This is a genomic window from Serratia sp. N21D137 (genome assembly GCF_047530005.1).
GTDB lineage: Bacteria > Pseudomonadota > Gammaproteobacteria > Enterobacterales > Enterobacteriaceae > Chania > Chania fonticola_B.
The window spans coordinates 55,038-81,718 of sequence record NZ_JBLJAJ010000020.1; the positions used below are offsets into that span (position 1 = coordinate 55,038).

26 protein-coding genes are annotated in these 26,681 nt (G+C 53.4%); 15 read left to right on the forward strand and 11 right to left on the reverse strand.

The window, feature by feature from the left end; translation table 11 throughout:
• Positions 1-252: 252 nt before the first annotated feature.
• The 6 genes from ltnD (at position 253) to ACMV5H_RS16345 (ending at position 5,956) form a co-directional block, all read left to right on the forward strand.
• Positions 253-1,167: an L-threonate dehydrogenase gene (ltnD, locus tag ACMV5H_RS16320; protein WP_414822102.1), complete on the forward strand. Its 915-nt coding sequence runs from the start codon at positions 253-255 to the stop codon at positions 1,165-1,167.
• Positions 1,167-2,429, forward strand: coding sequence for a 3-oxo-tetronate kinase (gene otnK / locus ACMV5H_RS16325; RefSeq protein WP_115159215.1), 1,263 nt, complete (start codon positions 1,167-1,169; stop codon positions 2,427-2,429). Before ltnD ends, otnK begins: the two co-directional genes overlap by 1 nt.
• Positions 2,430-2,431: 2 nt before the next feature.
• Positions 2,432-3,064: a 3-oxo-tetronate 4-phosphate decarboxylase gene (gene otnC / locus ACMV5H_RS16330; RefSeq protein WP_414822116.1), complete on the forward strand. Its 633-nt coding sequence runs from the start codon at positions 2,432-2,434 to the stop codon at positions 3,062-3,064.
• 3 nt (positions 3,065-3,067) lie between these two features.
• Positions 3,068-3,844 (forward strand): HPr family phosphocarrier protein, encoded by a 777-nt coding sequence (locus ACMV5H_RS16335; RefSeq protein ID WP_021180527.1) that lies wholly within the window; start codon positions 3,068-3,070, stop codon positions 3,842-3,844.
• Between the two features lie 111 nt (positions 3,845-3,955).
• Complete coding sequence (locus tag ACMV5H_RS16340) at positions 3,956-5,326, forward strand: GntP family transporter (RefSeq protein ID WP_059200275.1); 1,371 nt, start codon at positions 3,956-3,958, stop codon at positions 5,324-5,326.
• Positions 5,327-5,425: 99 nt separating this feature from the next.
• A complete protein-coding gene (locus tag ACMV5H_RS16345) occupies positions 5,426-5,956 on the forward strand; it encodes a GNAT family N-acetyltransferase (RefSeq protein ID WP_021805116.1) in 531 nt (176 codons plus the stop codon).
• Here ACMV5H_RS16345 and ACMV5H_RS16350 read toward each other — a convergent pair.
• The gene (locus tag ACMV5H_RS16350; protein ID WP_115159214.1) at positions 5,939-6,814 is read right to left on the reverse strand and encodes a LysR family transcriptional regulator; all 876 of its coding nucleotides are present in this window, start codon (positions 6,812-6,814) and stop codon (positions 5,939-5,941) included. The two genes, ACMV5H_RS16345 and ACMV5H_RS16350, sit on opposite strands and share 18 nt — an antisense overlap.
• Positions 6,815-6,908: 94 nt before the next feature.
• On the opposite strand from ACMV5H_RS16350, the gene ACMV5H_RS16355 reads away from it, so the two are divergent.
• Entirely contained in the window at positions 6,909-7,910 is a 1,002-nt protein-coding gene (locus ACMV5H_RS16355) for a nitrilase family protein (protein WP_414822103.1), read from the forward strand.
• A gap of 118 nt (positions 7,911-8,028) precedes the next feature.
• Here the strand turns inward: ACMV5H_RS16355 and ompX are convergent, their stop codons facing one another.
• The gene (ompX, locus tag ACMV5H_RS16360) at positions 8,029-8,547 is read right to left on the reverse strand and encodes an outer membrane protein OmpX (protein WP_021180522.1); all 519 of its coding nucleotides are present in this window, start codon (positions 8,545-8,547) and stop codon (positions 8,029-8,031) included.
• Between the two features lie 393 nt (positions 8,548-8,940).
• Between ompX and rhtA the strand changes: the two genes are divergently transcribed.
• Both rhtA and nanQ read left to right on the forward strand, forming a co-directional pair.
• On the forward strand, positions 8,941-9,828 hold the full coding sequence (rhtA, locus tag ACMV5H_RS16365; RefSeq protein ID WP_414822104.1) for a threonine/homoserine exporter RhtA: 888 nt from the start codon (positions 8,941-8,943) through the stop codon (positions 9,826-9,828).
• Positions 9,829-9,961: 133 nt separating this feature from the next.
• The gene (gene nanQ / locus ACMV5H_RS16370; RefSeq protein WP_021180520.1) at positions 9,962-10,429 is read left to right on the forward strand and encodes an N-acetylneuraminate anomerase; all 468 of its coding nucleotides are present in this window, start codon (positions 9,962-9,964) and stop codon (positions 10,427-10,429) included.
• A 44-nt stretch (positions 10,430-10,473) separates the two neighbouring features.
• On the opposite strand, the gene ACMV5H_RS16375 is transcribed toward nanQ, so the two are convergent.
• The 6 genes from ACMV5H_RS16375 to ACMV5H_RS16400 all read right to left on the reverse strand — a co-directional run bounded on the left by ACMV5H_RS16375 (position 10,474) and on the right by ACMV5H_RS16400 (position 17,779).
• Positions 10,474-11,679, reverse strand: coding sequence for an aldose 1-epimerase family protein (locus ACMV5H_RS16375; RefSeq protein WP_414822105.1), 1,206 nt, complete (start codon positions 11,677-11,679; stop codon positions 10,474-10,476).
• A gap of 270 nt (positions 11,680-11,949) precedes the next feature.
• Positions 11,950-12,483 carry a shikimate kinase gene (locus ACMV5H_RS16380; protein ID WP_414822106.1) on the reverse strand — a complete coding sequence of 178 codons (534 nt, stop codon included), beginning with the start codon at positions 12,481-12,483 and terminating at the stop codon, positions 11,950-11,952.
• A gap of 66 nt (positions 12,484-12,549) precedes the next feature.
• Complete coding sequence (locus ACMV5H_RS16385; protein WP_414822107.1) at positions 12,550-13,512, reverse strand: aminoimidazole riboside kinase; 963 nt, start codon at positions 13,510-13,512, stop codon at positions 12,550-12,552.
• Positions 13,513-13,535: 23 nt separating this feature from the next.
• Positions 13,536-14,903 (reverse strand): carbohydrate porin, encoded by a 1,368-nt coding sequence (locus ACMV5H_RS16390; RefSeq protein WP_037375082.1) that lies wholly within the window; start codon positions 14,901-14,903, stop codon positions 13,536-13,538.
• 182 nt (positions 14,904-15,085) lie between these two features.
• Positions 15,086-16,519, reverse strand: coding sequence for a glycoside hydrolase family 32 protein (locus ACMV5H_RS16395; protein WP_414822108.1), 1,434 nt, complete (start codon positions 16,517-16,519; stop codon positions 15,086-15,088).
• Positions 16,520-16,537: 18 nt separating this feature from the next.
• Positions 16,538-17,779, reverse strand: coding sequence for an MFS transporter (locus ACMV5H_RS16400; RefSeq protein WP_037375204.1), 1,242 nt, complete (start codon positions 17,777-17,779; stop codon positions 16,538-16,540).
• Positions 17,780-18,024: 245 nt separating this feature from the next.
• On the opposite strand from ACMV5H_RS16400, the gene ACMV5H_RS16405 reads away from it, so the two are divergent.
• The 6 genes from ACMV5H_RS16405 (at position 18,025) to glnQ (ending at position 22,895) form a co-directional block, all read left to right on the forward strand.
• A complete protein-coding gene (locus ACMV5H_RS16405) occupies positions 18,025-19,032 on the forward strand; it encodes a LacI family DNA-binding transcriptional regulator (RefSeq protein WP_021805126.1) in 1,008 nt (335 codons plus the stop codon).
• Between the two features lie 365 nt (positions 19,033-19,397).
• On the forward strand, positions 19,398-19,901 hold the full coding sequence (gene dps, locus ACMV5H_RS16410) for a DNA starvation/stationary phase protection protein Dps (protein ID WP_021180512.1): 504 nt from the start codon (positions 19,398-19,400) through the stop codon (positions 19,899-19,901).
• Positions 19,902-20,055: 154 nt separating this feature from the next.
• Positions 20,056-20,322 carry a DksA/TraR family C4-type zinc finger protein gene (locus ACMV5H_RS16415; protein WP_021805127.1) on the forward strand — a complete coding sequence of 89 codons (267 nt, stop codon included), beginning with the start codon at positions 20,056-20,058 and terminating at the stop codon, positions 20,320-20,322.
• A 337-nt stretch (positions 20,323-20,659) separates the two neighbouring features.
• The gene (gene glnH / locus ACMV5H_RS16420; RefSeq protein ID WP_021805128.1) at positions 20,660-21,403 is read left to right on the forward strand and encodes a glutamine ABC transporter substrate-binding protein GlnH; all 744 of its coding nucleotides are present in this window, start codon (positions 20,660-20,662) and stop codon (positions 21,401-21,403) included.
• Between the two features lie 113 nt (positions 21,404-21,516).
• Complete coding sequence (glnP, locus tag ACMV5H_RS16425) at positions 21,517-22,176, forward strand: glutamine ABC transporter permease GlnP (RefSeq protein ID WP_021805129.1); 660 nt, start codon at positions 21,517-21,519, stop codon at positions 22,174-22,176.
• Positions 22,173-22,895: a glutamine ABC transporter ATP-binding protein GlnQ gene (gene glnQ, locus ACMV5H_RS16430; protein ID WP_021180508.1), complete on the forward strand. Its 723-nt coding sequence runs from the start codon at positions 22,173-22,175 to the stop codon at positions 22,893-22,895. The genes glnP and glnQ overlap by 4 nt, the downstream gene beginning before the upstream one ends.
• 119 nt (positions 22,896-23,014) lie before the next feature.
• Here glnQ and ACMV5H_RS16435 read toward each other — a convergent pair whose 3' ends face one another.
• The 3 genes from ACMV5H_RS16435 to ACMV5H_RS16445 all read right to left on the reverse strand — a co-directional run bounded on the left by ACMV5H_RS16435 (position 23,015) and on the right by ACMV5H_RS16445 (position 26,681).
• A complete protein-coding gene (locus ACMV5H_RS16435) occupies positions 23,015-24,319 on the reverse strand; it encodes a methyl-accepting chemotaxis protein (RefSeq protein WP_115159208.1) in 1,305 nt (434 codons plus the stop codon).
• A 283-nt stretch (positions 24,320-24,602) separates the two neighbouring features.
• Entirely contained in the window at positions 24,603-25,568 is a 966-nt protein-coding gene (rlmF, locus tag ACMV5H_RS16440) for a 23S rRNA (adenine(1618)-N(6))-methyltransferase RlmF (protein ID WP_181817530.1), read from the reverse strand.
• 93 nt (positions 25,569-25,661) lie between these two features.
• Positions 25,662-26,681, reverse strand: coding sequence for a glycosyl hydrolase family 8 (locus ACMV5H_RS16445; RefSeq protein WP_414822109.1), 1,020 nt, complete (start codon positions 26,679-26,681; stop codon positions 25,662-25,664).

Genomic DNA, 26,681 nt, shown 5'->3' on the forward strand with positions numbered 1-26,681 from the left:
CTCTGTGACTACGATGATAATAATTGTGATTTTACGTCAATTTTCGTGCGACGGTAGTAAAGCTTTTCAGGCTGTGAAGTCAGTCATAAACATAAAAAACATTTAAAAGCATTATGTTAGCAAGCGTAACCGTTTTTTCGACCGTCTGTTGCATTGTTAATAATTGTGAAGGTGATCACCGATATCCGCGTCAATAACGCTTACATTTAACACATCAAAACAAATAATCACTAAAATTAACAGAGGTGCATCATGGCACAACCAGGAAACTACGCAGTTTGTATCGTCGGTTTAGGTTCAATGGGCATGGGCGCGGCAACGTCCTGCATCAATGCCGGGCTGACTACCTATGGCGTCGATCTCAACCCTCAGGCACTGGCGGCGCTAAAGCAAGCCGGTGCCAAACAGGCCGCCACCAGCGCAGCAGACTTTGCAAACGAACTGGATGCGGTGCTGCTGTTGGTGGTTAATGCCAACCAGGTAAAACAGATCCTGTTCGGGGATAACGGCCTGGCGGCACAGTTGAAACCCAATACGCCGGTGATGGTGTCATCCACCATTGCTGCTGCGGATGCCAAGGAGATCGAACAGAAACTGTTGGCGTATAACCTGCCGATGCTGGATGCCCCGGTTTCCGGCGGTGCAGCCAAGGCCGCGGCTGGCCAAATGACCGTGATGGCCTCGGGCAGTGAGAGCACCTTTGCCCAGTTGCAACCGATGCTGGATGCCGTAGCCGGGAAAGTGTACCGCATCGGCGACGAGATCGGCCTGGGGGCAACGGTCAAGATCATCCATCAATTGTTGGCAGGCGTACACATTGCCGCCGGTGCTGAGGCGATGGCGCTGGCCGCACGCGCCGGTATCCCGCTGGACGTGATGTACGATGTGGTCACCAACGCCGCGGGTAACTCCTGGATGTTTGAGAACCGTATGCGCCACGTGGTCGATGGCGACTACTCACCAAAATCTGCGGTAGATATCTTCGTCAAGGATCTTGGGCTGGTGGCCGATACCGCCAAAGCGCTGCACTTCCCGCTGCCATTAGCCTCCACGGCGTTCAACATGTTCACCTCCGCCAGCAACGCAGGTTTCGGCAAGGAAGATGACAGCGCAGTGATCAAGATCTTCGCCGGGATCGAACTGCCAAAGAATAAGGAGAACTCATAATGTTACTCGGAGTGATTGCAGACGACTTTACCGGTGCCACCGATATCGCCAGCTTCCTGGTGGAAAACGGTTTACCTACGGTCCAGCTCAATGGCGTACCGCAGGATGATACCCCTGTCGACTCGCAGGCAGTGGTGATCAGCCTGAAATCGCGCTCCTGCCCGGTCGACCAGGCGGTCGAGCAGTCGTTGCAGGCTTTAGCCTGGTTACAGCGCCAGGGTTGCCGCCAGTTCTACTTTAAGTACTGTTCCACCTTCGACAGCACAGCCCAAGGCAATATCGGGCCCGTTACCGACGCCTTGCTCGATGCGCTTGGCGAACAGCAAACGGTGATTTCCCCTGCGCTACCGGTAAATGGCCGCACGGTATATCAAGGCTATCTGTTCGTGATGAACCAGTTGCTGTCGGAATCCGGTATGCGCAACCATCCGGTGACGCCAATGACCGACAGTAATCTGATGCGACTGATGGAGGCCCAGGCCAGCGGGCGTTGCGGGCTGGTCAACGCGGCAGAGATGGATCGTGGAGCCGGTGCAGTGCAGGAAAAACTGCAACAGCTGGCACAGCTTGGCGTGCGCTACGTGGTATTGGATACCCTGAACGAACAGCATCTGCTGACACAGGGCGAAGCGCTGAAAACCATGAAGTTGGTCACCGGAGGTTCAGGGCTGGCGATCGGCATTGCCCGCCAATGGGCGCAGCCGGGTCAGGGAAAAGCCCAATCTGCCGGAGCGCCACAGGGGAAGAAAGCAGTGGTCCTTTCCGGCTCCTGCTCCACCATGACCAACAAGCAGGTAGCACGCTACCGCCAGCAGGCTCCGGCACAGAGCATTGATGTCTCTCGCTGCATCACCGCAGGCGATCGCAGCGCCTACGCAGCCGAGCTAAGTTCCTGGGTAGAACAGCAGGCCGCACAGCCACTGGCCCCATTGCTGTATGCCACCGCCGAACCGGAGCAACTGCAACGAACCCAGCAGCAATACGGCACCGAAGCCGCCAGCCAGGCGGTAGAAGCCCTGTTTGCCGAAGTGGTTAAACGCCTGCAACAACAGGGTTTCAGCCGCTTTATCGTCGCCGGCGGTGAAACCTCTGGCGTGGTCACACAGGCATTGGGGATCCGCGGCTTCCATATCGGCCCTTGTATTTCTCCAGGCGTGCCTTGGGTACGCGCAATCGAACAACCGGTATCACTGGCCCTGAAATCGGGCAACTTCGGCGATGAAAACTTTTTCGCCAGAGCACAAACGGAGTTTTCAGTATGACGATGACCGCTGACACTGAACGGCTGGCAAGGGAAGAGATGGTGCGCCTGGGGGCTTCGTTCTTCCAGCGCAGCTACGCTACCGGTTCAGCAGGCAACCTTTCGCTGTTGTTGCCAGACGGTACCCTGCTGGCCACCCCAACGGGCTCCTGCCTGGGGGATTTGCAGGCAGACAAGCTGTCGAAAGTCAGCCTGAGCGGTGAATGGATTTCTGGCGACAAGCCCTCGAAAGAGATCAGCTTTCACCGCGCGCTGTACCAGAACAACCCGGCGTGCAAGGCGGTAGTGCACCTGCATTGCACCTATCTGACCGCGCTTTCCTGTCTGCAAGGGCTGGATACGGCAAACGCCATCAAGCCGTTCACCCCTTATGTGGTGATGCGCGTCGGCCAGGTGCCGGTGGTGCCTTACTACCGCCCCGGCGATCTGCGGCTGGCGGAAGATCTGGGCAAGCTGGCCCCAAGCTACAAGGCTTTCCTGTTGGCGAACCACGGCCCCGTGGTCACCGGTGAGAGCCTGCGGGAAGCCGCGAACAATACCGAAGAAATGGAAGATGCGGCCAAGCTGATTTTCACCCTCGGCAACCGCCCAATTCGCTATTTAACCGATGATGAAATTGCCGAGTTACGGAGCTGAACCATGCCAAAATTTGCTGCCAATTTATCAATGATGTTTACCGAGCACTCGTTTCTGGATCGTTTTGATGCCGCTGCGGCGGCCGGATTTAAAGCGGTAGAGTTCCTGTTCCCTTATGATTACCCTGCCGATCTACTGGCGGATAAACTGCAACAAAATGGTCTACAGCAGGTGTTGTTCAATACCGCGCCGGGCGATGTGGGCGCAGGCGAATGGGGGCTGGCGGCATTGCCAGGCCGCGAGCAGGATGCCCGTGCGGATATCGATCGCGCTCTGGAATATGCCATCGCCCTCAAGTGCCCTAGCGTTCACGTGATGGCTGGCGTAGTGCCGCCAGGGGAAGATATTGCACGCTATCGGGAAACCTTTATCAGCAATATCCGTTACGCCGCCGACGCCTTTGCCCCTCACGGCATCAAGGTGTTGATCGAAGCGCTCAGCCCACCGATCAAGCCCAACTATCTGTTCTCCAGCCAGCATCAGGCGGCAGAGCTGGTGGCCGCCATCGATCGCCCGAACGTGTTTATTCAGTTCGACTTCTTCCACGCGCAGCTGGTGGACGGCAATATCGGCAATCTGATCGCCTCATTGGCCGGGCGCTATGCCCATATCCAGATCGCCTCGGTGCCAGACCGTAATGAACCCGATGACGGTGAGCTGAATTATCCTTGGCTATTCGCCCAGTTGGATAAGGTGGGCTACCAAGGCTGGATCGGTTGTGAATATAAACCTCGTGGAGAAACGACGGCGGGTCTGGGTTGGGTGAAACCTTACCTGTAATCAAGAACTCGTAGCGCCAACACCAGTTCCAATAACATAAAAAATAAACGCACCCGTATCGCCCCAGGGCGATCGCGGTGCCGGACTCTTACCTGAATTAAAGGCTATGCTATGTCTCCAACTATGCTACTGATCATTGCCGTACTGGGTGTCGTACTGCTGCTATTGATGGTCATCAAGGCGAAGGTTCAGCCGTTTGTCGCCCTGCTGGTCGTTAGTCTACTGGTCGCGCTTGCCAGCGGGATCCCAACCGGTGAAGTCATGAAAGTGATGACCGCCGGGATGGGCGGTGTACTCGGCTCGGTGACCATTATCATCGGCCTGGGTGCCATGCTGGGTAGAATGATCGAACATTCGGGCGGCGCAGAATCCCTGGCGCAGCGTTTCAGCAAAGCGCTGGGGCCAAAGCGCACCATTGCCGCGCTAACCAGTGCCGCATTCGTCCTGGGCATTCCGGTGTTTTTCGACGTCGGCTTTATCATCCTGGCCCCGATCATCTATGGCTTTGCCAAAGTGGCTAAAGTCTCACCGTTGAAGTTTGGCTTGCCAATGGCCGGTGTGATGCTGACGGTCCACGTTGCTCTGCCACCACATCCAGGCCCGGTCGCGGCGGCGGGGCTGTTGAATGCCGATATCGGTTGGCTGACCATTATCGGCCTGGTCATCTGTATCCCGGTGGGCGTTATCGGTTACTTCGCGGCAAAATATCTCAACCGTAAAGCCTACCCCCTCTCCATTGAGGTGTTGGAACAGTTGCAACTGGCAGCCCCTGAGCCAGCACCAGAGGGCAAAGCCCCACTCAGCGATCGGATCAATCCGCCGAGCGCCGGGTTGATTACCGCGCTGATCGTTATTCCTATCGCCATCATTATGCTGGGCACCGTTTCTGCCACCATGCTGCCACCAGGTTCAGCGCTGCGTGATGCCTTGTCATTAATCGGCTCACCGGGCGTAGCGTTAATGATCGCCCTGGTGTTGGCGTTCTATCTGCTGGCTATCCGTCGCGGCTGGAGCCTGCAACACACCAGCGATGTGATGGGAGGCGCGTTACCGACAGCGGCAGTAGTCATCATGGTTACCGGTGCGGGCGGAGTGTTTGGCAAGGTGCTAGTCGAGTCTGGCGTGGGTAAAGCACTGGCAGATGTGCTGACCACCATTGGCCTGCCGTTAATCCCGGCTGCATTTATCATCTCGCTGGCACTGCGTGCCTCGCAGGGGTCGGCTACCGTCGCCATTCTGACGACCGGCGGGTTGCTGTCCGAAGCGGTTATCGGGCTTAACCCGATGCAGCTAGTGTTGGTCACGCTCGCCACCTGCTTTGGCGGTCTGGGGTTATCCCACGTTAACGACTCCGGCTTCTGGATTGTCACCAAATACCTTGGCCTGTCAGTGGCCGATGGCCTGAAAACCTGGACGGTATTAACCACCCTGCTCGGTTTAAGTGGCTTCGTCTTTACCTGGCTGCTGTGGCTGGTAGTGTAACTTCCCGGTATTGCTAGAGCCAAAGCAGTTCGGCTACAGTGGTGAGTATCTTGAGGCGTTGCTCCGGCAGCGCCTTTTCTCTTGTTCAGGAAGCGAGCCATGACCATTCACACCGTTGCCCCCACCTTGATCACCGAACGTCTGATCCTGGATGCCCACCGGCTGGAAGATTTTGACGATTTGGCCGCCATGTGGGCCGATCCTGCGGTGGTGCGCTATATCGGCAGTACGCCACGCGACAAGGAGGACAGCTGGGGCCGCCTGTTACGCTATATCGGTCACTGGAAATTGCTGGGTTACGGCTACTGGGCGGTGCGGGAGAAAAACAGCGGCAGGTATATTGGCGGCATTGGCTTCGCCGATTTTCACCGAGATATTCAACCCGCACTCGATGTCCCCGAAATGGGCTGGACGCTGATCACGGCTGCACACGGTAAAGGCTATGCTACCGAAGCCTTGAACGCCGCGCTGGTCTGGGCCAAAGAGAATTTCTCACAGGACAAAGTCGTTTGTATCATCTCGCCGGATAACCGCCCTTCGCTTGGCCTGGCGAAAAAAGTCGGCTTTGTGGCAAGCCACCGCAGCGAATACCACCAACTGCCAACGGTGGTGTTATACCGACCGCTCTGAGTCCAAGATATCCTGGATAAAATTATCCCGTAGCGCATCAGGCCGCTGCGGGTTCCACGCCAGCCCAACCTGCCACTGCGTCTGCTCGCCGCTCAACGGCAGAATGTCGATCCCAGCCGGAGCAATAAACGCAATGCTATGTGGCAACAGGGCCACGCCTATCCCCGCCGCCACCAGCGCCAGCAAGGTTTGGATGTCCTCTGCCTGCTGCACCACGTTTGCCCGCAGCCCCTGAGCGGCAATAAAACGCAGCGCTTGCTCACTCAACCCTCGGCCACGCGAAGGTTCCAACTGCAACAGAGGCAAACGGTGGAAATCCGCCAACAGGTTCTCCTCCTGCAACGCCATCGTTCGCGGTGCGGCCAGCACCAGCCGATCGTTCAGCAAAGGCAGTGCCTGCAGAGGAGCAACAACGGGCAAACGCACAAAGCCAGCCTGTAGATCGCCACTTAGCAACAATTGGTATTGCCGTTCCGAAGGAAGATCCTCCAGGCCCACCACCACCGTAGGAAAGCGCTGGCGAAAAGCTGCCACCCGTTGCGGGGCCAGATGAAAACTGGAAAGCCCAAAGCCTAAGGCCAGACGCCCGGTTTCCCCCTTCACTACCTGCAACGCATAAAGATGAAACTGCTGGTAATGGGTCAATAATTCCCGCGCTCTGGGGAGGAGAGCTGTACCGTTGGCAGTCAGTTGTGCACCTTGCCGGCCCCGTTCAAACAGGCGGGTGCCCAACTGCAGTTCGATGGCTTGAATTTGCTTGCTCAACGCGGGCTGGGTGATGCAGAGCCGCTCAGCAGCCAGGTGATAGCGCCCCAGTTCGGCCAAGGCAACAAAGGCACGTAGTTGACGATTATCCATTCCATTAGGTTATCAAAATAGGATTTTAATTGATTATACAGTAATAGATACGGCTGCTGTAATTAACGGACAAAAAACCCCACAGGAGCTTGCTATGACCACGACCCTTCGTGCTGCGTCGGTACAATTTCAACACCGCGCCAACGACAAGAACTACAATCTCGGCGTTATGGAAGACTTTATCGCCCAGGCCGCCGCCGATAATGTGCAGGTCCTCGCCTTCCCGGAAATGTGCATTACCGGCTACTGGCACGTACGCCATCTGGCCGACAGCGAAATCACCGCTTTAGCTGAACCTATCGCCACCAGTCCTTCGTTGGCGCGCATCCGCCCACTGGCAGAACGGTACCAGATGGCCATCGGCGTTGGATTGATTGAGCAGGGTGAAGACGGCCAGCTGTACAACGCTTATGCGGTTTGCCTGCCGGATGGCCAAACCCATGTGCACCGCAAGCTCCATCCTTTTGAACACCCGCTAATCGCTAAAGGCGATAGTTATACCGTGTTTGATACCCCTTGGGGCGTACGCATGGGGATCCTGATCTGCTGGGACAACAACCTGGTGGAGAACGCCCGTGCCACCACGTTGCTGGGTGCCGATATTCTGTTCGCGCCTCACCAAACCGGGGGGACAAATTCACGCAGCCCGCACGGAATGAAGCCGATACCGCTGGCGCTATGGCAGCAACGTAAAGAAAATCCGACGGCTATCGAAGAGGCTTTTCGCGGCGAAACTGGCCGCGGTTGGCTACTGCGCTGGCTGCCTTCTCGCGCCCATGATAATGGCCTGTTTATTTTGTTCAGCAACGGCGTGGGGCGAGACGATGATGAAGTGCGCACCGGCAATGCGATGCTGCTGGACCCTTATGGCCGTATCCTGTCAGAGACCTGGGCGGCGCAGGACGCCATGGTCACCGCCGATATGGATCTGAGCTTAATCCCCATGAGCAGCGGGCGGCGTTGGATCCACGGCCGTCGGCCAGAGCTCTATGGGCTGCTGACCGAGCCGCAGGGATATGAGCGCGATCCCCGTACGGCGCGTTTTTCATTGCAACCGACCACGGTATTGGGCAAGCCAAATAAATCGATGGATTAACACGTTTGTCTGCAGTTTCAATCTGTTACTGGCAAAAAAAATCCGCCCCTAAGAGGCGGATTTTTATTGAGCATGGCCAGCAAGGCCACGCGCTCATGCCCGAAGGCATGGGGAAATCTTAGAAGCGGTAACCTACGCCCACGTTCCAGGTGCCAACGTCAACGCTGCGGATACGGCTCTGCTCGTAACCCACGTCCAGAGCAACCTGTTGCATTGGGTTGAACTGCAGACCAGCACCGTAGGTGAAGCCGTAGTCGCTGGTGTTGTTGTTGTCAGTACCGTTTTGAGCGTTGGAAGTGAATTTACCATAGCCCACACCGATCACACCGTAGATGCTCGCCCAATCGTTGAAACGATAAGCCGGGCCGGCAGTGATGGAGTTGTATTGTGCTTTGTTGTAGAAGCCGTCTTCAGAACCGTTCTTTTCCAGATGGGTGAAAGAACCGATCACACCCAGTGGGCTGTTGTCGTACTCGTAACGGTACTTCAGGTTGAAACCGTCGGCCTTGTTGGCAACGCCTTGGAGATCGCCCTGGGCATAGCCAGCGGACACGGTGCTCTCACCAGCAAATGCGGTACCTGCTGTTACGGCCAATACACAAGCTGCTACTGCGGAAAGACATGCAATTTTTTTCATAACCACCTCAAACGCGTTTTATTATTAAAGTGCTTCAATTTCTCATACATTGAAAATATAGCAAAAATTAGCGTGAAACTCTGCCTTTAAATGAGTGTCTAAATCTTTATATCGTGTAACAGAAGATTTCAAGAACACTATAGCATGCTAATTTTCCTACATTTTTCGCGAATTATACTCCTTTTTGTGACGCGAATCACCTATCCGAGTTCCAGAATACTCTTAAAAAAAGCGCACTTATTGCTTGCTTGAACCAAGTTGGCGCATATTTTTGACAGATTCAACTCGGCCCCCCGTTTTTCGCCAACACCTTGCTGCCAATTCCTTTACACTGTGCAACACCTGTACTCAATACCTTCCCAGACGTTGGGAAGCTCCATAAGGCCAGAAAGGATGTCTTCGTCTGTAACCACTAAAGCGTCTTCCACGCTGGTGCCCGTGTGTTTACTGATCATTGCAATGATCTCGATCCAGAGCGGGGCTTCATTAGCCAAAAGCCTGTTCCCGCTGGTGGGTGCCGAAGGCATCACCACCCTACGCCTGAGCATCGGTACGCTGATCCTGTTTATCATTTTCCGTCCGTGGCGCATGCGTTTCGCCGCCGGTAGCCGGTTGCCATTGCTGATCTATGGTCTGTCACTGGGGGCGATGAACTACCTGTTTTATCTTTCATTACGCACGGTGCCACTGGGCATTGCGGTGGCGCTGGAGTTTACCGGTCCGCTGGCGGTGGCAATGTTCTCTTCCCGCCGCCCGATCGATTTTATCTGGGTGGCGCTGGCGATTGCCGGTTTGTGGTTTCTGCTGCCGCTTGGCCACGATATGGGCAGTATCGATCCCGTGGGGGCAGCCTGTGCGTTGGGTGCCGGTGCCTGCTGGGCGATATACATTATTTTCGGCCAGAAGGCCGGGGGAGATCACGGACCGGGCACCGTAGCCGTGGGGTCATTGATCGCCGCCATCGTATTCTGCCCGATCGGTGCCTGGCAAACCGGCAGTGCGCTGTTGAACGTGGATATTCTACCGGTAGCGTTGGCCGTCGCGGTGCTGTCTACCGCGTTGCCTTACTCGTTGGAAATTATCGCGTTACCCAAGATCCCCGCCCGTACCTTTGGCACCCTGATGAGTCTGGAACCGGCAATGGCCGCCCTTTCCGGCATGATCTTCCTCAACGAACACCTAAACCAAACGCAATGGTTGGCATTGGCCGCCATCATTACCGCCTCGATTGGGGCCACGCTAACCATCAAACCAAAGCCAAAAGTTGAAAGCCTCTCGTGAGCCCGCTGGCGCCTGGCAGCAAGCCCCCGGCGCCTCGCTCAAAAGGTTGTATGATTGCAAGCCAGTTAACTTTTTTCCTGAACAATAATAGACATACTCTCTGCAGGTCTTTTATTTATTAGGGAGAATCAGGATGATCTATGGCAGTTTGTACAACCCCCGCTTCGGGCGTGGTCTCTCACCCGCTTTAGCCAATATCCTCAATACCGTACGTCAGTATGATTTGCCTAACCTGCCGTTGGGCCGGCACGAGATCGATGGTGATCGGGTGTTTATGAACGTGATGGAGCTAATGACGGAGCCAGCAGAAAGCAAACGCGCCGAGCTTCACCAGGAGTATCTGGATATCCAGATCCTGATCGGCGGCGAAGAGCGGATCGATTTTGGCCTGCCAGACAGTTGGGAAAGCAACGATCCTTACGATGAAAGCAAAGATCTGCAATGGCTGGATATCAAACGCGGCGCGCAAACCCTGAATCTGACGCCGGGCATGTACGTGATCTTTTTCCCATTGGAGCCACACAAGCCCGGATGCCAGATAGCTGGACCAAAAAACATCAAGAAAGTGGTGGTGAAAGTCCACTACGAACTGCTGCTTTGACGCCAAAGAGCCGGTCGCTTGACCGGCTTCCCCCTCACCAGACGCTATTCCACCGCAATTGGAGTATCGACCAGTTTAACGGCACGGTCACCTTGCAGCGTTTTTATCTTGTTTTGGTACTCTTTTACTTGTTCAGCATTTTTCAGCAAAGTGTAAGTCAGCTCGAAATCGGTACTCTTTCCGGGCTGTAACTGTTTGATTCGCCCCTGCTCACGTTCGATTTTTACCGGGTACGCATAGCTGGTCCCTGGCTCGATCCCGGTAACATAGCCCTGACGTTCAGTATCCGTGTTTTTCCACAACGTCAAAACCGGTAACTGTCGGGTATCAAAACCAATTGCCACTCCCCGATCCCCTTTCTTGTTGTTCATCATCGCCAGGGTTTTTCCTTGCGGATCACTGTAAGGCACGATGTTGAACACCATCTCATCGAAGCCTTTGGTAGGCCCCTGGTAAGTATGCCAGTCTTTCAAACCGCCCTTGGCATAATCATTAAACGGCGAAATCTCCTTGATTGCCGCACTGAACACGGCTCCCTCTTCCAGCAGCGGCTTACCGAAGTTACTGTGATAAATAATCTGATAGTCACGCGGATAATCAGCATGATTGGTTAGACGATCGTGAACCGTAAACTGCTGCGTGCCGGGAACGTAACGCAGCTCAGTCCAGGTTTCCAGATTACTTTTCTTAAAGGTATTCTCTTTCAGCAGGCCGCGGATACGGATTTCATACGGCGCTTTTTCAGCAATATCCACCACCACCTTGGAAGCCGGAGTATTTCCTGCACGGCCATGTAACGTATACAGTGTGCCGTTCTCTACGCCCGGATGCCCGGTCCATTCGTAGCCGCAGCGCACCATCATTTCGTTAAAGCCGTCAAGCCAACCCACCCCGTTGCGACTTTCCAGGTTGATATAAGCCGGATTGACCACTTCGGTCACCGGCGAATCCCACCCCAGCCTTACGCCGGAACCGTTGACATGCAGAATATCCATACCGCGCGTTGGGCTAAGAGTGATGGTCAACCCCTCACTCGTCAGGGTAAGGACTTTCGATCCCTCTTGCTTGCCACCGTGCAAGACTTGCTGTTGCAGGCTGAAACGCGGTGCGGGAATTTTCAGCTGTGAGCTGTCAATCCGCCAATTGCCAAGTTCAATACCGTTCTCACTGTCGGTCAATACGATAGTTTGAGCACCGGCATAGCCAGAAATCAAGGAGATAGCGAGCGAAAGTACAGTAAGCTTGTTCATTTATTGTTCCTTCCTGGTTAGCTGAATGGTTTTAGCAAAACCATCACAAACTAAGTTCTTAGCCCATTTTAAAATGCGATGAGGGTCACTTTTTCTACAATGAGCATGGAAAAAACAAAATTTGCGTGACTTATAGCGGGAAAAATTATGAATACTGAATCATATCTAACAAATTAATCAGATAAAGATCATGTTTATAGCTGAAGCAATTTCAGCTTAGACAGAGTTCCATACCTAGTGAACATAAAAAGCTGAATCGAATAAAGCTCCCTAGCAGAGGCTAGCCAGAAAAGCCGCGGTTTCCGCCGGAGAGCGCAGTTGGATAAAACGAATATGGCGATTGGCGGCATCCTGCTGCTCTGCCAGATACTTTATACGATTCTTGCGGTAGGTTTTGAGGGTCCACAGGATGATCGACTCACGGCTAAAGAAAGACCGGCGAAAGCTCTCGCAATTGCCAGTATCGGGCCATAGCTCAGTCTGGTGCCAAGCCCGCACCGCTGCGCGGCGAACCGCCTGCCACAGCGTGCGACAGAGTCCGTAGTCAACCCAGACAACCCAATCAACGTCCCGCCATTTCACGGCTTTGGTCCGGGTATAGTTGCCATCCAATACCCACCCCGCAGGGGCTGATACCAACGCCTGTTCGACCAGATGCAAAAACTCGTCATCCGAGGCACCTTGCCAGTTTGGCCGCCAGTAAAGCTTATCCATCTCGATATAAGGTACGGCTAGCTTTTGCGCCAATTGGCGGGCAACGGTGCTTTTACCGCTGCCGCTGGTGACCACCACGTTAATTTTCATGCTTTCCGACGATATCCATTTTAACTGACTTATAGACATCTTATATTACAATAGGTCTGCTGCATTTCACTCAAGAAGGTTTATAGAATTAACCTTAAATGTCAGTCTATGCTCAGATCCAATAAAACGTTTAACCCCCTCCGCATCGGGTAATGCTGATAAAGCTCCTTTTTGTGTCGTCGCCAGCGCGCCACAGGCGCTGGCTTGCGTCAGGGCTAATTTTAATTGTTCAAAATCAAGCAAACCATTTCCAAGAGAGATATTTGCCAATAGCCCAGCGATAAAGGCATCTCCTGCCCCCGTCGTATCTAAACTGTTCACCTTGTACGAGTCTACGTGTATGACCAAGTCTTGCCATAAGACAATAGCCCCTTGGATACCACAGGTGACAATTTTGAGGCTAGAAGGAAATCTCTTTAGTATTTCCAACGCTTTTTCATCATGAGTAGTACCGGTTATCCAGTATAATTCTTCTTCTGAAAGTTTTAAAATATCAGACTGATTAGCAAATTGCGTTACCGTTGCCAGCATCTCCTGTGGGTTTTCCCACATTGTCTCCCGCAGGTTGACATCAAAGCTCAACATGCCACCGCGTTGCTTTATTAAGCTCATCGCCTTGACCAAGGTCTCCCGGCTCTGCTTGGCAACCAGAGCCAACGAACAAAAGTGCAATATATCATCCTCAAAATCGGGTAGATTTTTAGAGGATAAAAACTGGTCGGCAGAAGGATTTACCAGAAATGTAAAACTGCGATCGCCATCATCCCCCAGCGCTACCAGCACGGTACTGGTATGATAGTGCTCATCAAATTGTATATACTGCGTTGCGACTCCCTCTGAATAGAGAGTTTGCTGGAGAAAGTGGCCAAATGGGTCATCACCGACTCTGCCAATAAAACCACAATCACATCCCAAACGAGCTGCCCCCACAGCAACATTTAACGGCGCACCACCAGCACAAGCTTTATATTGCCTATCTGGCTGAGGTAATAAGTCGATTACCGCATCGCCAACTGTCCACAGTTTCATAGTGTTTCCTTAACCACCCAATTTTAGAATAAATATTTGAAGCGCACCCTCATGCCATAGCGCATATCGGTGTCACCTGGATTTATCGTCGAAGCATCCAACCAGGAAGCATAAGCCCCTAGGTAGGTATTAAAGTTTGGCATATCCATAATATTCGGCAGTTGCCAGGAGGTATGAATGGTGTGGATATCGTAGTTTCCCGGTGCCAGGATCGCGCAATCGCTGTCACAGTCAGCATTCACACTGTTCATATTGAAACGGTCGATTTTGTTATGCGCGTAGATATAGCCCAACTCAACGCGATGCCATAGCGCATTGATACCGGCGCTGAAGTTCTTTTCATCCGTCGCATCAAGATATGCGGTGCTCAGGTTCACCACCGCCCCGTTCTGCGTATCGGTTTTCAGCGTATTCCAGCTCATGGTCATACCGTAGCCGGTACGCCTGGACTGGTCGACCCAAATGCCCTGCTGATTCTGATAGCCGTAGGCATTATTAACGAGGTTGCTCTCCAGCGCTGCAGCCACCGACCACTCGCCGGATTGCCACGCGGCAACAGGGCGCACGTAAACCACGTTTTTACGGCTATCCAGCGCGTTGCCGTGATAGTTCTGGTCGACAAACAGCGAACTGCCGTCCTCCACCAGCGTATTCACTTCAAAATACCAGTTATCAAGTGTTTTACTGAGCAGGAAGTTGCCGCCGCTGCTGCTGCGCCCGCGCCCCTCTTTCATCATGTAAATGTAACCGTAGCCGTCGGAATACAGGTCATTGGCCGTATTACCAGAATATTCAATAAAGGTATCCTGATTAAGCGGAAACATATCAAAGGCCTCAAAACGACCCATTTTAATCTTCCAGTCATCTTGCTGGCCGAAGAAAAATGCCGCATCATCAAGATTCATTTTGCCATTCATATCCGCCAGCGGCTGTACGCTGAAACCGGCATATTTCCCATTCGACCCTTTACGTAATCCATCAAAGCCAAGCAATATACGCCCGTTAATATCCCAGCGTTCCTTATCGCCCGGCGCCCAGTTTTTATTAGCGCTGGTTTTCAACGAGGTCAGGCTGCCGGTACGGCTAGCGCCATCCATATTAAACTCAACGTCACCATAGAATTTTAATTCACCATAGTCATTAAGCCGTAATGCCGGTTCGGTCGGCGTCGCGCTGGCCACCGTTACCGGTTTGTCCTGCCGTTTCAGCGCACGAATCTCCGTCTCCGCACGGACGGCCCGCTGCTCGGTCTCTTTCAGTCGCTGTTCCAGGTGCGCCAATCGCTCCTCGATAGATAGAGGTGCTTGAGCGTTCGCGCAAGCGCTTGCTAAAAACGTGAGCAAACATCCGACCCGGACTTTTTTTACCTGTAAACCATCATTATTTTTCATCGTTAATCCATTATTATTTAATTTATATTTATGCGTGAAACTCGATGATGAAGACAATAATTACCCACCCGCTATGACAAACGGGTTGTTAACACATTTAAATCTATGCTTTAAATCGTTCGGGATGCGGTACCCGCATGCGCAATACTTTATTTACCACATCCCTTGCATATAAAAATAGATTATTCGAGCTGCCAGGCCCCTGCCTCGGACAGGGAGGCCGAACCGCTCCAGGCAAATAGCATTAGCTCACGGCGCGCAGCGTCCGGGTAAATACGGCTGCTGAGGCACGCTTCGCCATCATTAGCAAAAACTTCCAAGGAGGAGCTATCAAAGAACAACCGCAGTTTCAGCGATGCTCCGGCTGTCAACGGTACGCTACGTACCCCGCAAAGGCCATACTGCGGATAACGGCGCTCCAGAACCAGACGCTGCATCTGCGCATCGACATAAACGCGCAGCCCCTCGCCGAAGCTGATGCCATACTGTTCTGCGCTGCTGTTAGCACAATCCCAGTTTAGGATCACCTCCATCGCTTCGCAGTTTTCTACCATCGTGGTCTGCTGATTTTTCAACGTACTCACTGGCCATGGGAACCATGCGCCGCGCAGACCTTCGACCTCTTTGGCCGGACGCATTTGCAGACGGTTATCTGCGCCGAGGCTCAGTTCTCGCGGAAGAGAGAGCATTCCCGCCCAGCCATCTTGCTGTTCGGGCAACGGCGATTCCCACATATCCAGCCAGCCGATAACGATGCGGCGGCCATCGGGAGTCAGGAAGCTTTGCGGTGCATAAAAATCGTGGCCGTGGTCGAGTTCAATAAACTCGCTTTTGCGAACAAACGGCTGCCCCGGCTGCCATTCACCGAGCAGATAGCCGCTCTGGAACAGATTACGGTTGTTGAAACCTTCAGCCGCCATCCCCTGAGGAGAAAACATAAGGATGCGTTTATCCCCGAGGGTGAAGAAATCTGGGCACTCCCACATATAGCCCATCTCTTTTTCCGCCTCATCAAGGACACCTGCATCATGCCACTGATGCAGGTCCTCCGAACGGTACAGGCGCACCTGGCCGGTCTCGCCATCGCGAGCGCCAACTATCATGTACCAGCTATCCCCTTCACGCCACACCTTAGGATCGCGGAAATGGTGCAGACCCGGCGGAGTATCTACCACGATCCCCTGACGCTCAAAACAGACCCCGTCGCGGCTAGTCGCAAGACACTGCACCTGATAAAGGTTAGCCTCATCGCTGGTGTCGCCATGGAATTTATGCCCGGTATAAATCAACGCCAGAGTATCGCCATCAACAACCGCCGAGCCAGAGAAGCAGCCGTCTTTATCTTCCGGGCCTTCCGGAGCCAACGCGACCGGCAGGTGCTCCCAATGAACCAGATCTTTACTGCGCGCATGGCCCCAGTGCATCGGCCCCCACTGCGTGGAATACGGATGATGCTGGTAAAAAGCGTGATACCAACCGTCAAACCAGACCAGACCGTTAGGATCGTTAATCCAGCCCGCGCGCGCGGCAAGGTGGTAGCGCGGATACCAACGCAAGTTCAGCGTTTCACATTTAGCCTGCAGTTCCTGTTCAGCCTTGGATATTGAATACGTCATAGTCTTTACTCTTTTCAATCATATAGCGGAAGGTTGCGACATCAGAGGATCTGAAGATAACTTACTGGAGCGCAACAGGAAGATGGAGATAAAGGTGGTGCAGAACACCAGTAGTCCCATAATCAGATAGGATTGGGCAAAGCCGTATTTTTCGTAGCTATAGCCTGCCAGCGGCGACAGTACCGAGGCGATAACCGAGCTGGTGCAGGCGAACCCCACTAGATAGAGAGTGGCAGACAGGCGTTTGTCGAAATTCAAACTGTTGTATTTAAAGATAGCGACCAGCAGAATCGGCAGTTCTACCGCGTGCAACAGTTTAGTGATGGAAATCAGCAGCGGCCCTTCGACCAGCCCGGAGGCCACCATACGCAACGCCATCACCATCCCGGCGAAAATCAGGCCATTTTTCGCACCGATGCGGTTAACCAACCACGGGGCGCAGAACATCCCGGCGGCTTCGAGGAATACCTGGAACGAGTTGAGGTAACCGTACATGGCGTTGCCTTCCTGCAACGTGGCGAATTGTGAAGAGAAGTAAACCGGGAACTGCTGATCGTAAACGCCGTAAATACAGGTACCGATGACGAAAAACACCAGCGCCCAGAAGCGGGGTAGCGTCAGCAGACGCAGCACGTCATCCAGCTTCACTTTGCCACCGGACACCGCCTCCTGCATCGCGTGCGGTGCAGAAGACACCCGCAACCGCGCAAGCAGGATAAAGAACACCAGTCCGGCACAGCTGGAGACTGCGAAGTTTAGTTTCGGGTTGATGTTAAACAGAAGTCCTGCGAAGAAGGTCGCTACCGCCCAGCCCAGCGATCCCCACATCCGCGCCTTACCGAATTCGAACTGGCTCTGGCGCGCCACGCGTTCGGTATACGATTCCAGCACGCCGATACCGCCGTTAAAGGTTATGCCGATATAAATCCCACCGAAGAGACTTCCGAGCAATATATTGATTTGTAACAGATAACTAAACAATAAATAGGCTGGTCCGGAAAGGATTAACAACCCGGTAAGGGTCCAGAGCAGGTTTTTACGCAGGCCGAGTTTATCCTGGATAAAGCCGTAGCAGATTTGCGCCAATAGCGCGGAGACGGACAACACCGCGTAGATAATACCGGTATCCCCCGCTTTCAGCCCCACTTCCTGGTGCAACCAGATCGAGAGCAAAGAGCCAGTTGAGGACCAGGACACGAAAAAGAAAAACAGTAATGCACTGAGTAGTGGGTAGCTATGAGAGTGATGCGCTTTCATTATGGCATTCTCGTATTGGAATAATGCTCGCATGGTAACGTTAACAAGTAAAAAACCGCTTGTCGTTTTGCTGAGATTCATGATGTTAATCACAAAAGTTAACGTTAACATCAAAAAAATGAGATCATGATCAAAAATCACTCGCTACGGTTCTTTTACTTTCTACGACAGAATAGCCGCTGAACCTTTTACATCAGCAACGTCGTCGTATAGCCTGTTGCCTGAAGGTAATGACGGGAGTAATAGATATGGCTTCTCTTAAGGATGTGGCGAAACTGGCCAATGTGTCGCTCATGACGGTTTCGCGCGCGCTCAATAGCCCAGAAAGGCTAAAGCCTGAGACCCTGGCACGCGTGCAGGTCGCCATCAAGGAGACCAATTACGTTCCGGACCTATCAGCGAAAAAAATACGCGGCGCCCATGCCACGCCGAATACTATCGGGGTGCTGGCCCTCGATACTGTGACCACGCCATTCTCGGTGGAAATCACTCTGTCTATCGAAGAGACCGCCCGGGCGTATGGCTGGAATAGTTTCGTGGTAAATATGTTCTCTGACGATAACCCAGATACCATTGTCGACCTTCTGCTTTCACACCGGCCAGACGGCATCATCTACACCACCATGGGGCTACGTCAGGTGCCGCTGCCGACCAAACTACTCACCCTCCCGTGCGTGCTGGCCAACTGTGAAAGTTTGCACGATCCCGTAGCCAGCTATATTCCGGACGACGAACAAGGCCAGTTTGAGGCGGTGCAGGCTCTGCTCGCAGCAGGTAATCGTCAACCACTCTGCCTGCATCTGCCACAACACCATCTTGCCACCTTGCGCCGCCGTCAGGGATTGGAGCGCGCCTGCCGGCAATCAGGTATCAACCCTGACACTCTCATGCATGTCTATATGGAGCATGGCGATGAGCACTACCTTGATATCCCGGCCATTGTGCTAGCACATATCAAACAGGGTAATCCGATGTTCGACTCGGTCATTTGCGGCAACGATCGTATCGCCTTTATGGTCTATCAGACGCTACTGGCGCAGGGCCTGCGCATCCCGCAAGATGTGTCGGTCGTGGGTTACGACAATATGGTTGGCATTGGCGAGCTATTCTTACCGCCGCTCTCGACGGTACAACTGCCGCATTACGAAATAGGTCGCCATGCTGCGCTGCATATTATCCAGGGCAAGACGGAGACCGATACGGTCAAAATACCCGCGCCCTTACTCAACAGAGACTCGATCCATTGCAACCTGTGATGGTACAAAAAAGAGTTACGGCGAACACCCTGAGGATAATTGGCTATCAATATGAATTAATGGGAAAATAATCCCTATTTCGACGTTCAGAAACACCCTGCAATAATTGCGCATTGAAATATCCCTTCAATCGGTGTCTATTATTAGTGGGGGATCTCAACCGTTACCCTCTAAAAGCTTAAAAAACGTTTATTATCAATATCTCACGAATCACCAAATATGTCATACGCATTTCTGATGAAAATATCCAGCAGTTATCACCTATTTATTTAATCGCCCTTTTCGCCCTGCAAAATAAATTTAAGCTGCTATAATTTCTCCCGTAACAAAATAGGATTACACCCATCAAGAAGAGGATATCTATTATGAGTACCGCTAAACTGGTGAAAACGAAATCTTCTGACCTGTTGTACACACGCAATGATGTGGATGAGAAAACCAAGCAGGCCGCCATCAAGGCGCTGAACCATCAGGTTGTGCAGTTTATCGATCTGTCGTTGATCACCAAGCAGGCGCATTGGAACATGCGTGGTGCCAATTTTATTGCCGTGCATGAAATGCTCGACGGCTTCCGCACCGCCATCACCGACCATCAGGATACTTTTGCAGAACGTGTCGTACAGCTCGGTGGCGTTGCGCTGGGTACGGTACAGGTGGTAAATGACAAAACCCCGCTGAAAAGCTACCCGACCAATATTCACAGCGTGCAAGATCACCTGAAAGCGCTGGCCGATCGTTATGCAGCCGTCGCCAACGACATCCGCCAAGCCATCACGGAAGTTCCGGATGAAGACACCGCAGACATGTTCACCGCCGCATCGCGCGATCTGGACAAATTCCTGTGGTTTATCGAATCCAACATCGAATAAAACCAGCCATCCTGGCGCCAAACAACAGGTTGTGGGCCTTGCCCCAGCCTGTTTTTTTATCTGCAAGCCGAGTTGTATAAAAAACGGGCTGGATTACACTGATGATGATCCAATCAGGATTGCAAGCATTCACAGGTTCAATAGTGAGGTGGGCATGGCAGGCGGATGGACAGCGGACGGCGCGGTGCAGGATCAAATCGACTCAACGGTAGATGATGCCGTACAACGTGCTCGCCAGGCGCTCGGCCACGGCGAAAGCGAACACTATTGCCAGGAATGTGGCACAGAGATCCCCGAAGCCCGACGTCTGGCGCTGCAAGGGGTGCGCTACTGCGTTAACTGCCAGGCGGAAATGGATAAAAAACAGGCTGCCAGCAGCCTGTTCAATCGCCGGGGCAGCAAAGACAGCCAGCTGCGTTAACCCTACTTCCCTTCAAAACACGCCTGTTTGCACCAAATGACATCGGACTATGGCTATAAAGTTAGAGTTAGTTATCATTATTGATCGATAATTGTTAATTATCGGTTGTTTCACGGCTATTGTTTAGTTGATGATAGCTCAATTGCACCACCAAGGTCTCACTGCACCATTTTGGTGCCCGTAAGTGGTGCATAAAAATTATAATTGGCTATCCAAACCCAACATCATAACGCAACCCCTTGTTTTTATAATGATTGCAAACTTGGCACGATTCTTCCATAGCACAAAATGCAACATAAAAAATGGGTAATCCGCAACCTGTACAGGAATTCCTCTCATGAAGTCTATTTTTAAAGTTTCCCTGGCCGCACTTTCCCTGGCCTTTGCCGTTAGCTCTCACGCAGCAGACAAGCTGGTTGTCGCCACGGACACCGCTTTCGTGCCGTTTGAATTCAAACAAGGTGATCAATACGTCGGTTTCGATATCGACTTGTGGGCGGCGATTGCCAAAGAGCTGAAGCTGGATTACACCCTGAAGCCAATGGACTTTAGCGGCATTATTCCTGCGCTGCAGACCAAGAACGTCGATCTGGCGCTGGCCGGTATCACCATTACCGACGAACGCAAAAAAGCGATCGACTTCTCTGATGGCTACTACAAAAGCGGCCTGTTGGTGATGGTCAACGCTAACAATGACAGCGTGAAAGGCATCCAGGATCTGGACGGCAAAGTGGTGGCAGTGAAGAGCGGCACCGGCTCGGTGGATTACGCCAAGCAGCACATCAAAACCAAAGATCTGCGTCAGTTCCCGAACATCGACAACGCCTATATGGAACTGGGCACCAAGCGTGCTGACGCCGTGTTGCACGATACGCCAAACATCCTGTACTTCATCAAGACCGCAGGCGCTGGCAAGTTCAAAACCGTTGGCGACTCCCTGGAAGCCCAGCAGTATGGCATCGCCTTCCCGAAAGGCAGCGACGAGCTGCGTGAAAAGGTGAACGCCGCGCTGAAAACGCTGCGCGACAACGGGACTTACAACGAAATCTACAAAAAATGGTTTGGTACCGAACCTAAGTAATTGATGAAGTTAATAAGCCAATAAGTTATTAATTGAGCACAGGGGAGGTGTACCCGCCCCCTGTGCTTTGTTGTTTATTGATCCCCTTGCTTGGATCACCGGGAGATAACACTATGCAATTCGACTGGAGCGCCATTTGGCCCGCCATCCCAATTTTGTTAGAAGGCGCCAAGATGACCCTGTGGATTTCGGTCCTCGGTCTGATTGGCGGCCTGATCATCGGCCTGGTTGCCGGTTTCGCCCGTACTTATGGCGGCTGGATCGCCAACCATGTGGCACTGGTATTCATTGAAGTGATCCGCGGTACGCCGATTGTGGTACAGGTGATGTTTATCTACTTCGCCCTGCCCATGGCCTTTAGCGATTTCCGCATCGATCCTTTCACCGCCGCCGTGGTCACCATCATGATCAACTCGGGCGCCTACATTGCGGAAATTACCCGTGGCGCGGTGTTGTCGATCCACAGCGGTTTCCGTGAGGCCGGGCTAGCGCTGGGTCTGTCACGCCGCGAGACCATCCGTTATGTGATCATGCCGCTGGCACTGCGCCGCATGCTGCCACCGCTGGGTAACCAGTGGATCATCAGCATCAAGGATACTTCGCTGTTCATCGTGATCGGTGTAGCGGAACTGACCCGTCAGGGGCAGGAAATTATTGCCGGTAACTTCCGCGCGCTGGAAATCTGGAGCGCCGTTGCGGTGGTGTACCTGATTATTACCCTGATGCTTAGCTTCGTGCTGCGTCGTCTGGAAAGAAGGATGAAAATCCTGTGATTGAATTTAGAAACGTCTCCAAGCACTTTGGCCCGACCCAGGTGCTGCACAATATCGATCTGCATATCAAACAGGGTGAAGTGGTGGTGATCATCGGGCCTTCTGGCTCCGGTAAATCAACCCTGCTGCGCTGCATCAACAAGCTTGAAGAGATCACCAGCGGTGAACTGGTGGTCGACGGCCTGAGAGTGAACGATCCGAAGGTGGACGACCGCCTGATCCGCCAGGAAGCCGGTATGGTGTTCCAACAGTTCTACCTGTTCCCGCACCTGACGGCGCTGGAAAACGTGGCCTTTGGCCCAATCCGCGTACGCGGTTTGAAAAAGGCCGATGCCGAAAAGCTGGCGCACACGCTGTTAGCCAAGGTTGGGTTGGCAGAGCGTTCTCACCACTACCCTTCCGAGCTTTCCGGCGGGCAGCAACAACGTGTAGCTATTGCCCGTGCGTTGGCGGTGAAGCCTAAAATGATGCTGTTCGATGAGCCAACCTCGGCGCTCGATCCGGAATTGCGTCACGAAGTGCTGAAGGTCATGCAGGATCTGGCCGAAGAAGGTATGACGATGGTGATCGTGACCCACGAAGTCGGCTTCGCTGAAAAGGTGGCCTCACGCCTGATCTTTATCGACAAAGGCCGGATTGCCGAAGATGGCAACCCTCATGACCTGATCAACAACCCGCCAAGCCCACGCCTGCGCGAGTTCTTGCAGCACGTTTCCTGAAGCGATAATAATAAGCCCCGTAAGGGGCTTTTTATTGATGGCAATGTTGCTCAATCACATGTTCAACCGCAGGGCCATGCTCGCTGCCCCCGTTTAACGGTATGCAACTCTGCAAAACCTCAGTGGATCACGTCACTCTGTTTGACAGAGGTAAACGCCTGCATCAGTTTGACCACGTCCTGCATACCCACATTGACCTGATTGATAACCTCCCCGGCATCCTTGGCTAGCGCCACGCCCCCGCCCGCCTGTTCCACACAGGTCACCATCTTGTTGATTGCCGCCGTTACCCCTTGCTGAATGGTTTTGGTGACTTGCTCAATCTCGCAGGCCGCTTTACGGGACTGTTCGGCCAAGGTACGCACCTCATTAGCCACTACGGAGAAACCGCGCCCATGCTCGCCCGCATGCGCCGCTTCGATCGAGGCGTTAATCGCCAGTAGATTGGTCTGGGCGGCAATTTTGCGGATCGCCTCAACCATATTGCCAATCTGTTGCGAACAGCGCCCCAAGTCGCTGACTACGTCCGAAGTCTGCCGTGCGGCCATCTCCACCTGCTGCATCCCCTGCACCGCCTGCTGCACAATGATCGCCCCTTGGGCAGCGGTTTTATCGGTCCCCATGGAGAGATGATGGACATTGCGCACCATTTCCTCTTCATGCTGCTGTTGGAAAGTCTGGCGGGTAATGTCCTGGGCGATTTTCACCACCTTTAATACCCGCCCTTCATTGTCGATGATTGGGTTATAGCTGGCCTCCAGCCATACCCGCTCTCCACGCCGGTTGAGGCGTTCGAAACGCCCGGTCAAAAACTCCCCCTGGGCCAACCGTTGCCAGTGCTGATGATACTCGTCAGAGTCGGCGAACTCTGGCGTACAAAGTATGCTGTGCGCCTGGCCGCGTGCTTCTTCCAGCCGATAGCCCATCAGATCGAGCATATTGTCGTTAGCATCCAGGATAATGCCGGTTGGCGAGAAGGTGATCATCGCCATTGAGCGATTCAACGCCGCTAACAGACTCTGATGCTCCTGAGCCTGAGTAATACGGCGGGTCACCTCGCTGGCAATCTTGATGATCTCCACCACCTCACCGTGCTTATTTAACACCGGGGTATAGGTTCCCTGCAGCCAGACTACTTCACCATCCTTGCGAATACGCCTGATATTATCGGTAATAGCTTCGCCGCTATTTAACTTTTGCCAATGCCGCTGATAGGCCGGGCTGGCGACATAGCGTTGATCGCAGAAAATACGATGATGCTGACCAATCACATCCTGGCGCTCATACCCCATCGTTTGCAAGAACAGATCGTTGGCACGTATTACGGTGCCGTCGGGTTTAAATACGATCATCGCTACCGCGTCTTCAATGGCTGCCAATTCAGCATGCCGCGGGCTATTTGACTGACGGAGGTTTAAAAACATCGGGTAAATCCTTCTGGCAGATGGAGTTAACGGCAAGCACTCTCTATTTTTCTGCATTTCTTGCTCACCTGTAAGCGCGCTATCGCCCTGAACATTGCGCACGACAATGCTCCAGATAAACTGGATACAAACGGTTATTAAGCTATGTAATTATTGTTTTTTTAACTAATGAGCAGCGTGGGAATTTATTAACAGTATTGAGGATAACGCAAGCCAGACGGAATGAAAGGAACTACAGAATAAATAATCGTTGCCGGCTCGATCGCCGGCAACGGTCGGGCAATTACTGCCAGCGTTCTGCCGCCCAGGCGGCTTGCTGCTCGGCATCAAGGAAGGTCCAGGCCACAAAGCGGCTAATCTTCTGCCCCTGTGCCATTTCGATGGTGCGCACCTCAGCGGCCCCGGCATGCTTAAGCGCATAATAAATGGCAGGCAGCGTGGTGTTTTTCGAGATCAGCGAGGTAAACCACAGGCAGTTCTTCGCTTTACCGACGCTCTCTTCCACCATCTTGCGCACAAAGGCCTCTTCACCTCCTTCGCACCACAGCTCATTGTTCTTGCCACCGAAGTTCTGCACCGGCTTTTCTGCCACCGCCCCTTTGCCCAACTTATGCAACTTGAGGCGGGTACTGGCGCGCGCTTCCTGCTCGGAACCGTGGAACGGCGGGTTACACAAGGTAGCATCGAAGCGCTCGGCAACACCGATAATGCCGTTGAAGATACACTCCTGCTGTTTCTGCTGGCGCAAGCGCACGGTATTTTTTAACGTCGGATTCATGGCCACGATCATCTTGGCAGCCCCCAGCGAGACCGAATCGGTTTCCGAGCCGGTAAAGCGCCAGCCATATTCGCGCTGGCCGATGATTGGGTAAATACAGTTGGCCCCCACGCCGATATCCAAGATCGCCACGCCTTTGCCACGAGGGATCTCGCCGCCGTTGCTGGTCGCCAGCAGATCGGCCAGGTGATGCAGATAATCGGCACGCCCCGGGATCGGTGGGCAGAGATAGTCGGCCGGAATATCCCAATGTTCGATGCCATAAAAGTGCATCAGCAAGGCACGGTTGAGCATTTTCACCGCGGCAGGATCGGCGAAATCCACCGAGATATCGCCCCAGGCGTTGGGCTTCACAAAGGGTTCCAACCCCGGACAGGTGGCGATCAGGGTAGGGAAATCATAGCGTGAGCGATGGCGATTGCGCGGATGCAGGCCGCTTTTCTGCTGCGGGAAACTTTTCTTTTTTTCCACCGTAACGGGCTCTCTGAAAGGGTTTTCTGGCGCGTAAGATAGCATAAAGCCCGGCGAGGCGCTTGCCGCTGAGGTGAAAAGCGCCAAGTTACACTAGAGTTGGCTGCGCTGTGCCCAGTAGGCCAGCAGGTGTAGGCTGGCAGAATAGTAATCCTCATCAGGTGCCAGGCGATCTTTTAGCGGCCCCCGATCCCCCACCGTCAGATCCCTGACCGCCCTCATCCCCTGACTTTGATTATAGTCGGAGCGCTGGCCGCTAAGCACATCTTGCCAGGCCGGTGTCGCCCGGCGATCAAAGCCGCGCCAAAAGCTGGCAAACGGACTCAGTGACAGGCTGTCAGCCTTGTCCCAATAGAGATAGAGCGGAACCCGCACCGCATCAAAACCAAATCGCGGCGCCCAGTCGCTGGCAGGAGCCATTTGCCCATTGGCCTGAAGCGTGACCCAGTCGCTGGGCAGATACTGTTTGCCAAAGCGCATTCTGCTGACCATCGTCATGCTATCGTCGATGAGCTTTTTCCACGCTGGCAAATGGCTTTCCTGGTAAAACGCGTGCCAGGCAGGAAAGACAAAATAGGAAGGATTAACGATCACCGAACCGTTCTGCCTGAAACCGCTAGCACCAGGCAACATCACCCGATAACCGGCATAGTCGATCACGGTGTGTTTGAGCAAGGCTTGCTGAATCTGCACCGAGGAGGCGAGATAGGCGGGAACATTCCAGCGTTTCCCCGCCGCCAGCAACGCCCAGGCGATAAAAATATCGCCATCGGTAGCGTTGTTTTTATCGGCTATCGGCACCGCCTTCCCCGGCTCATAGCGCCAGGAAAACAGGCCGATATCCTTGCGATACAGGGTGTTGCGGGTCCATTGCCAGAGGGTGTCAAACGCGGGGCGGTCGTCATTGTAAACCGCCAACAGCATGGCAAACCCTTGCCCTTCGGTATGGCTGACGTTGTTATTGCCGGTATCGACAATCCGCCCGTCAGCTAAGAGAAAACGCTGTTTGTATTGCGCCCAACCGCTGTCGGCAGCCTGGGCACCAAGGGAAAATACCAACCCCAGCCAAAGCAGGAGTACGCGGAGCCTACCAAACCTGCTTTTCGTCATCAT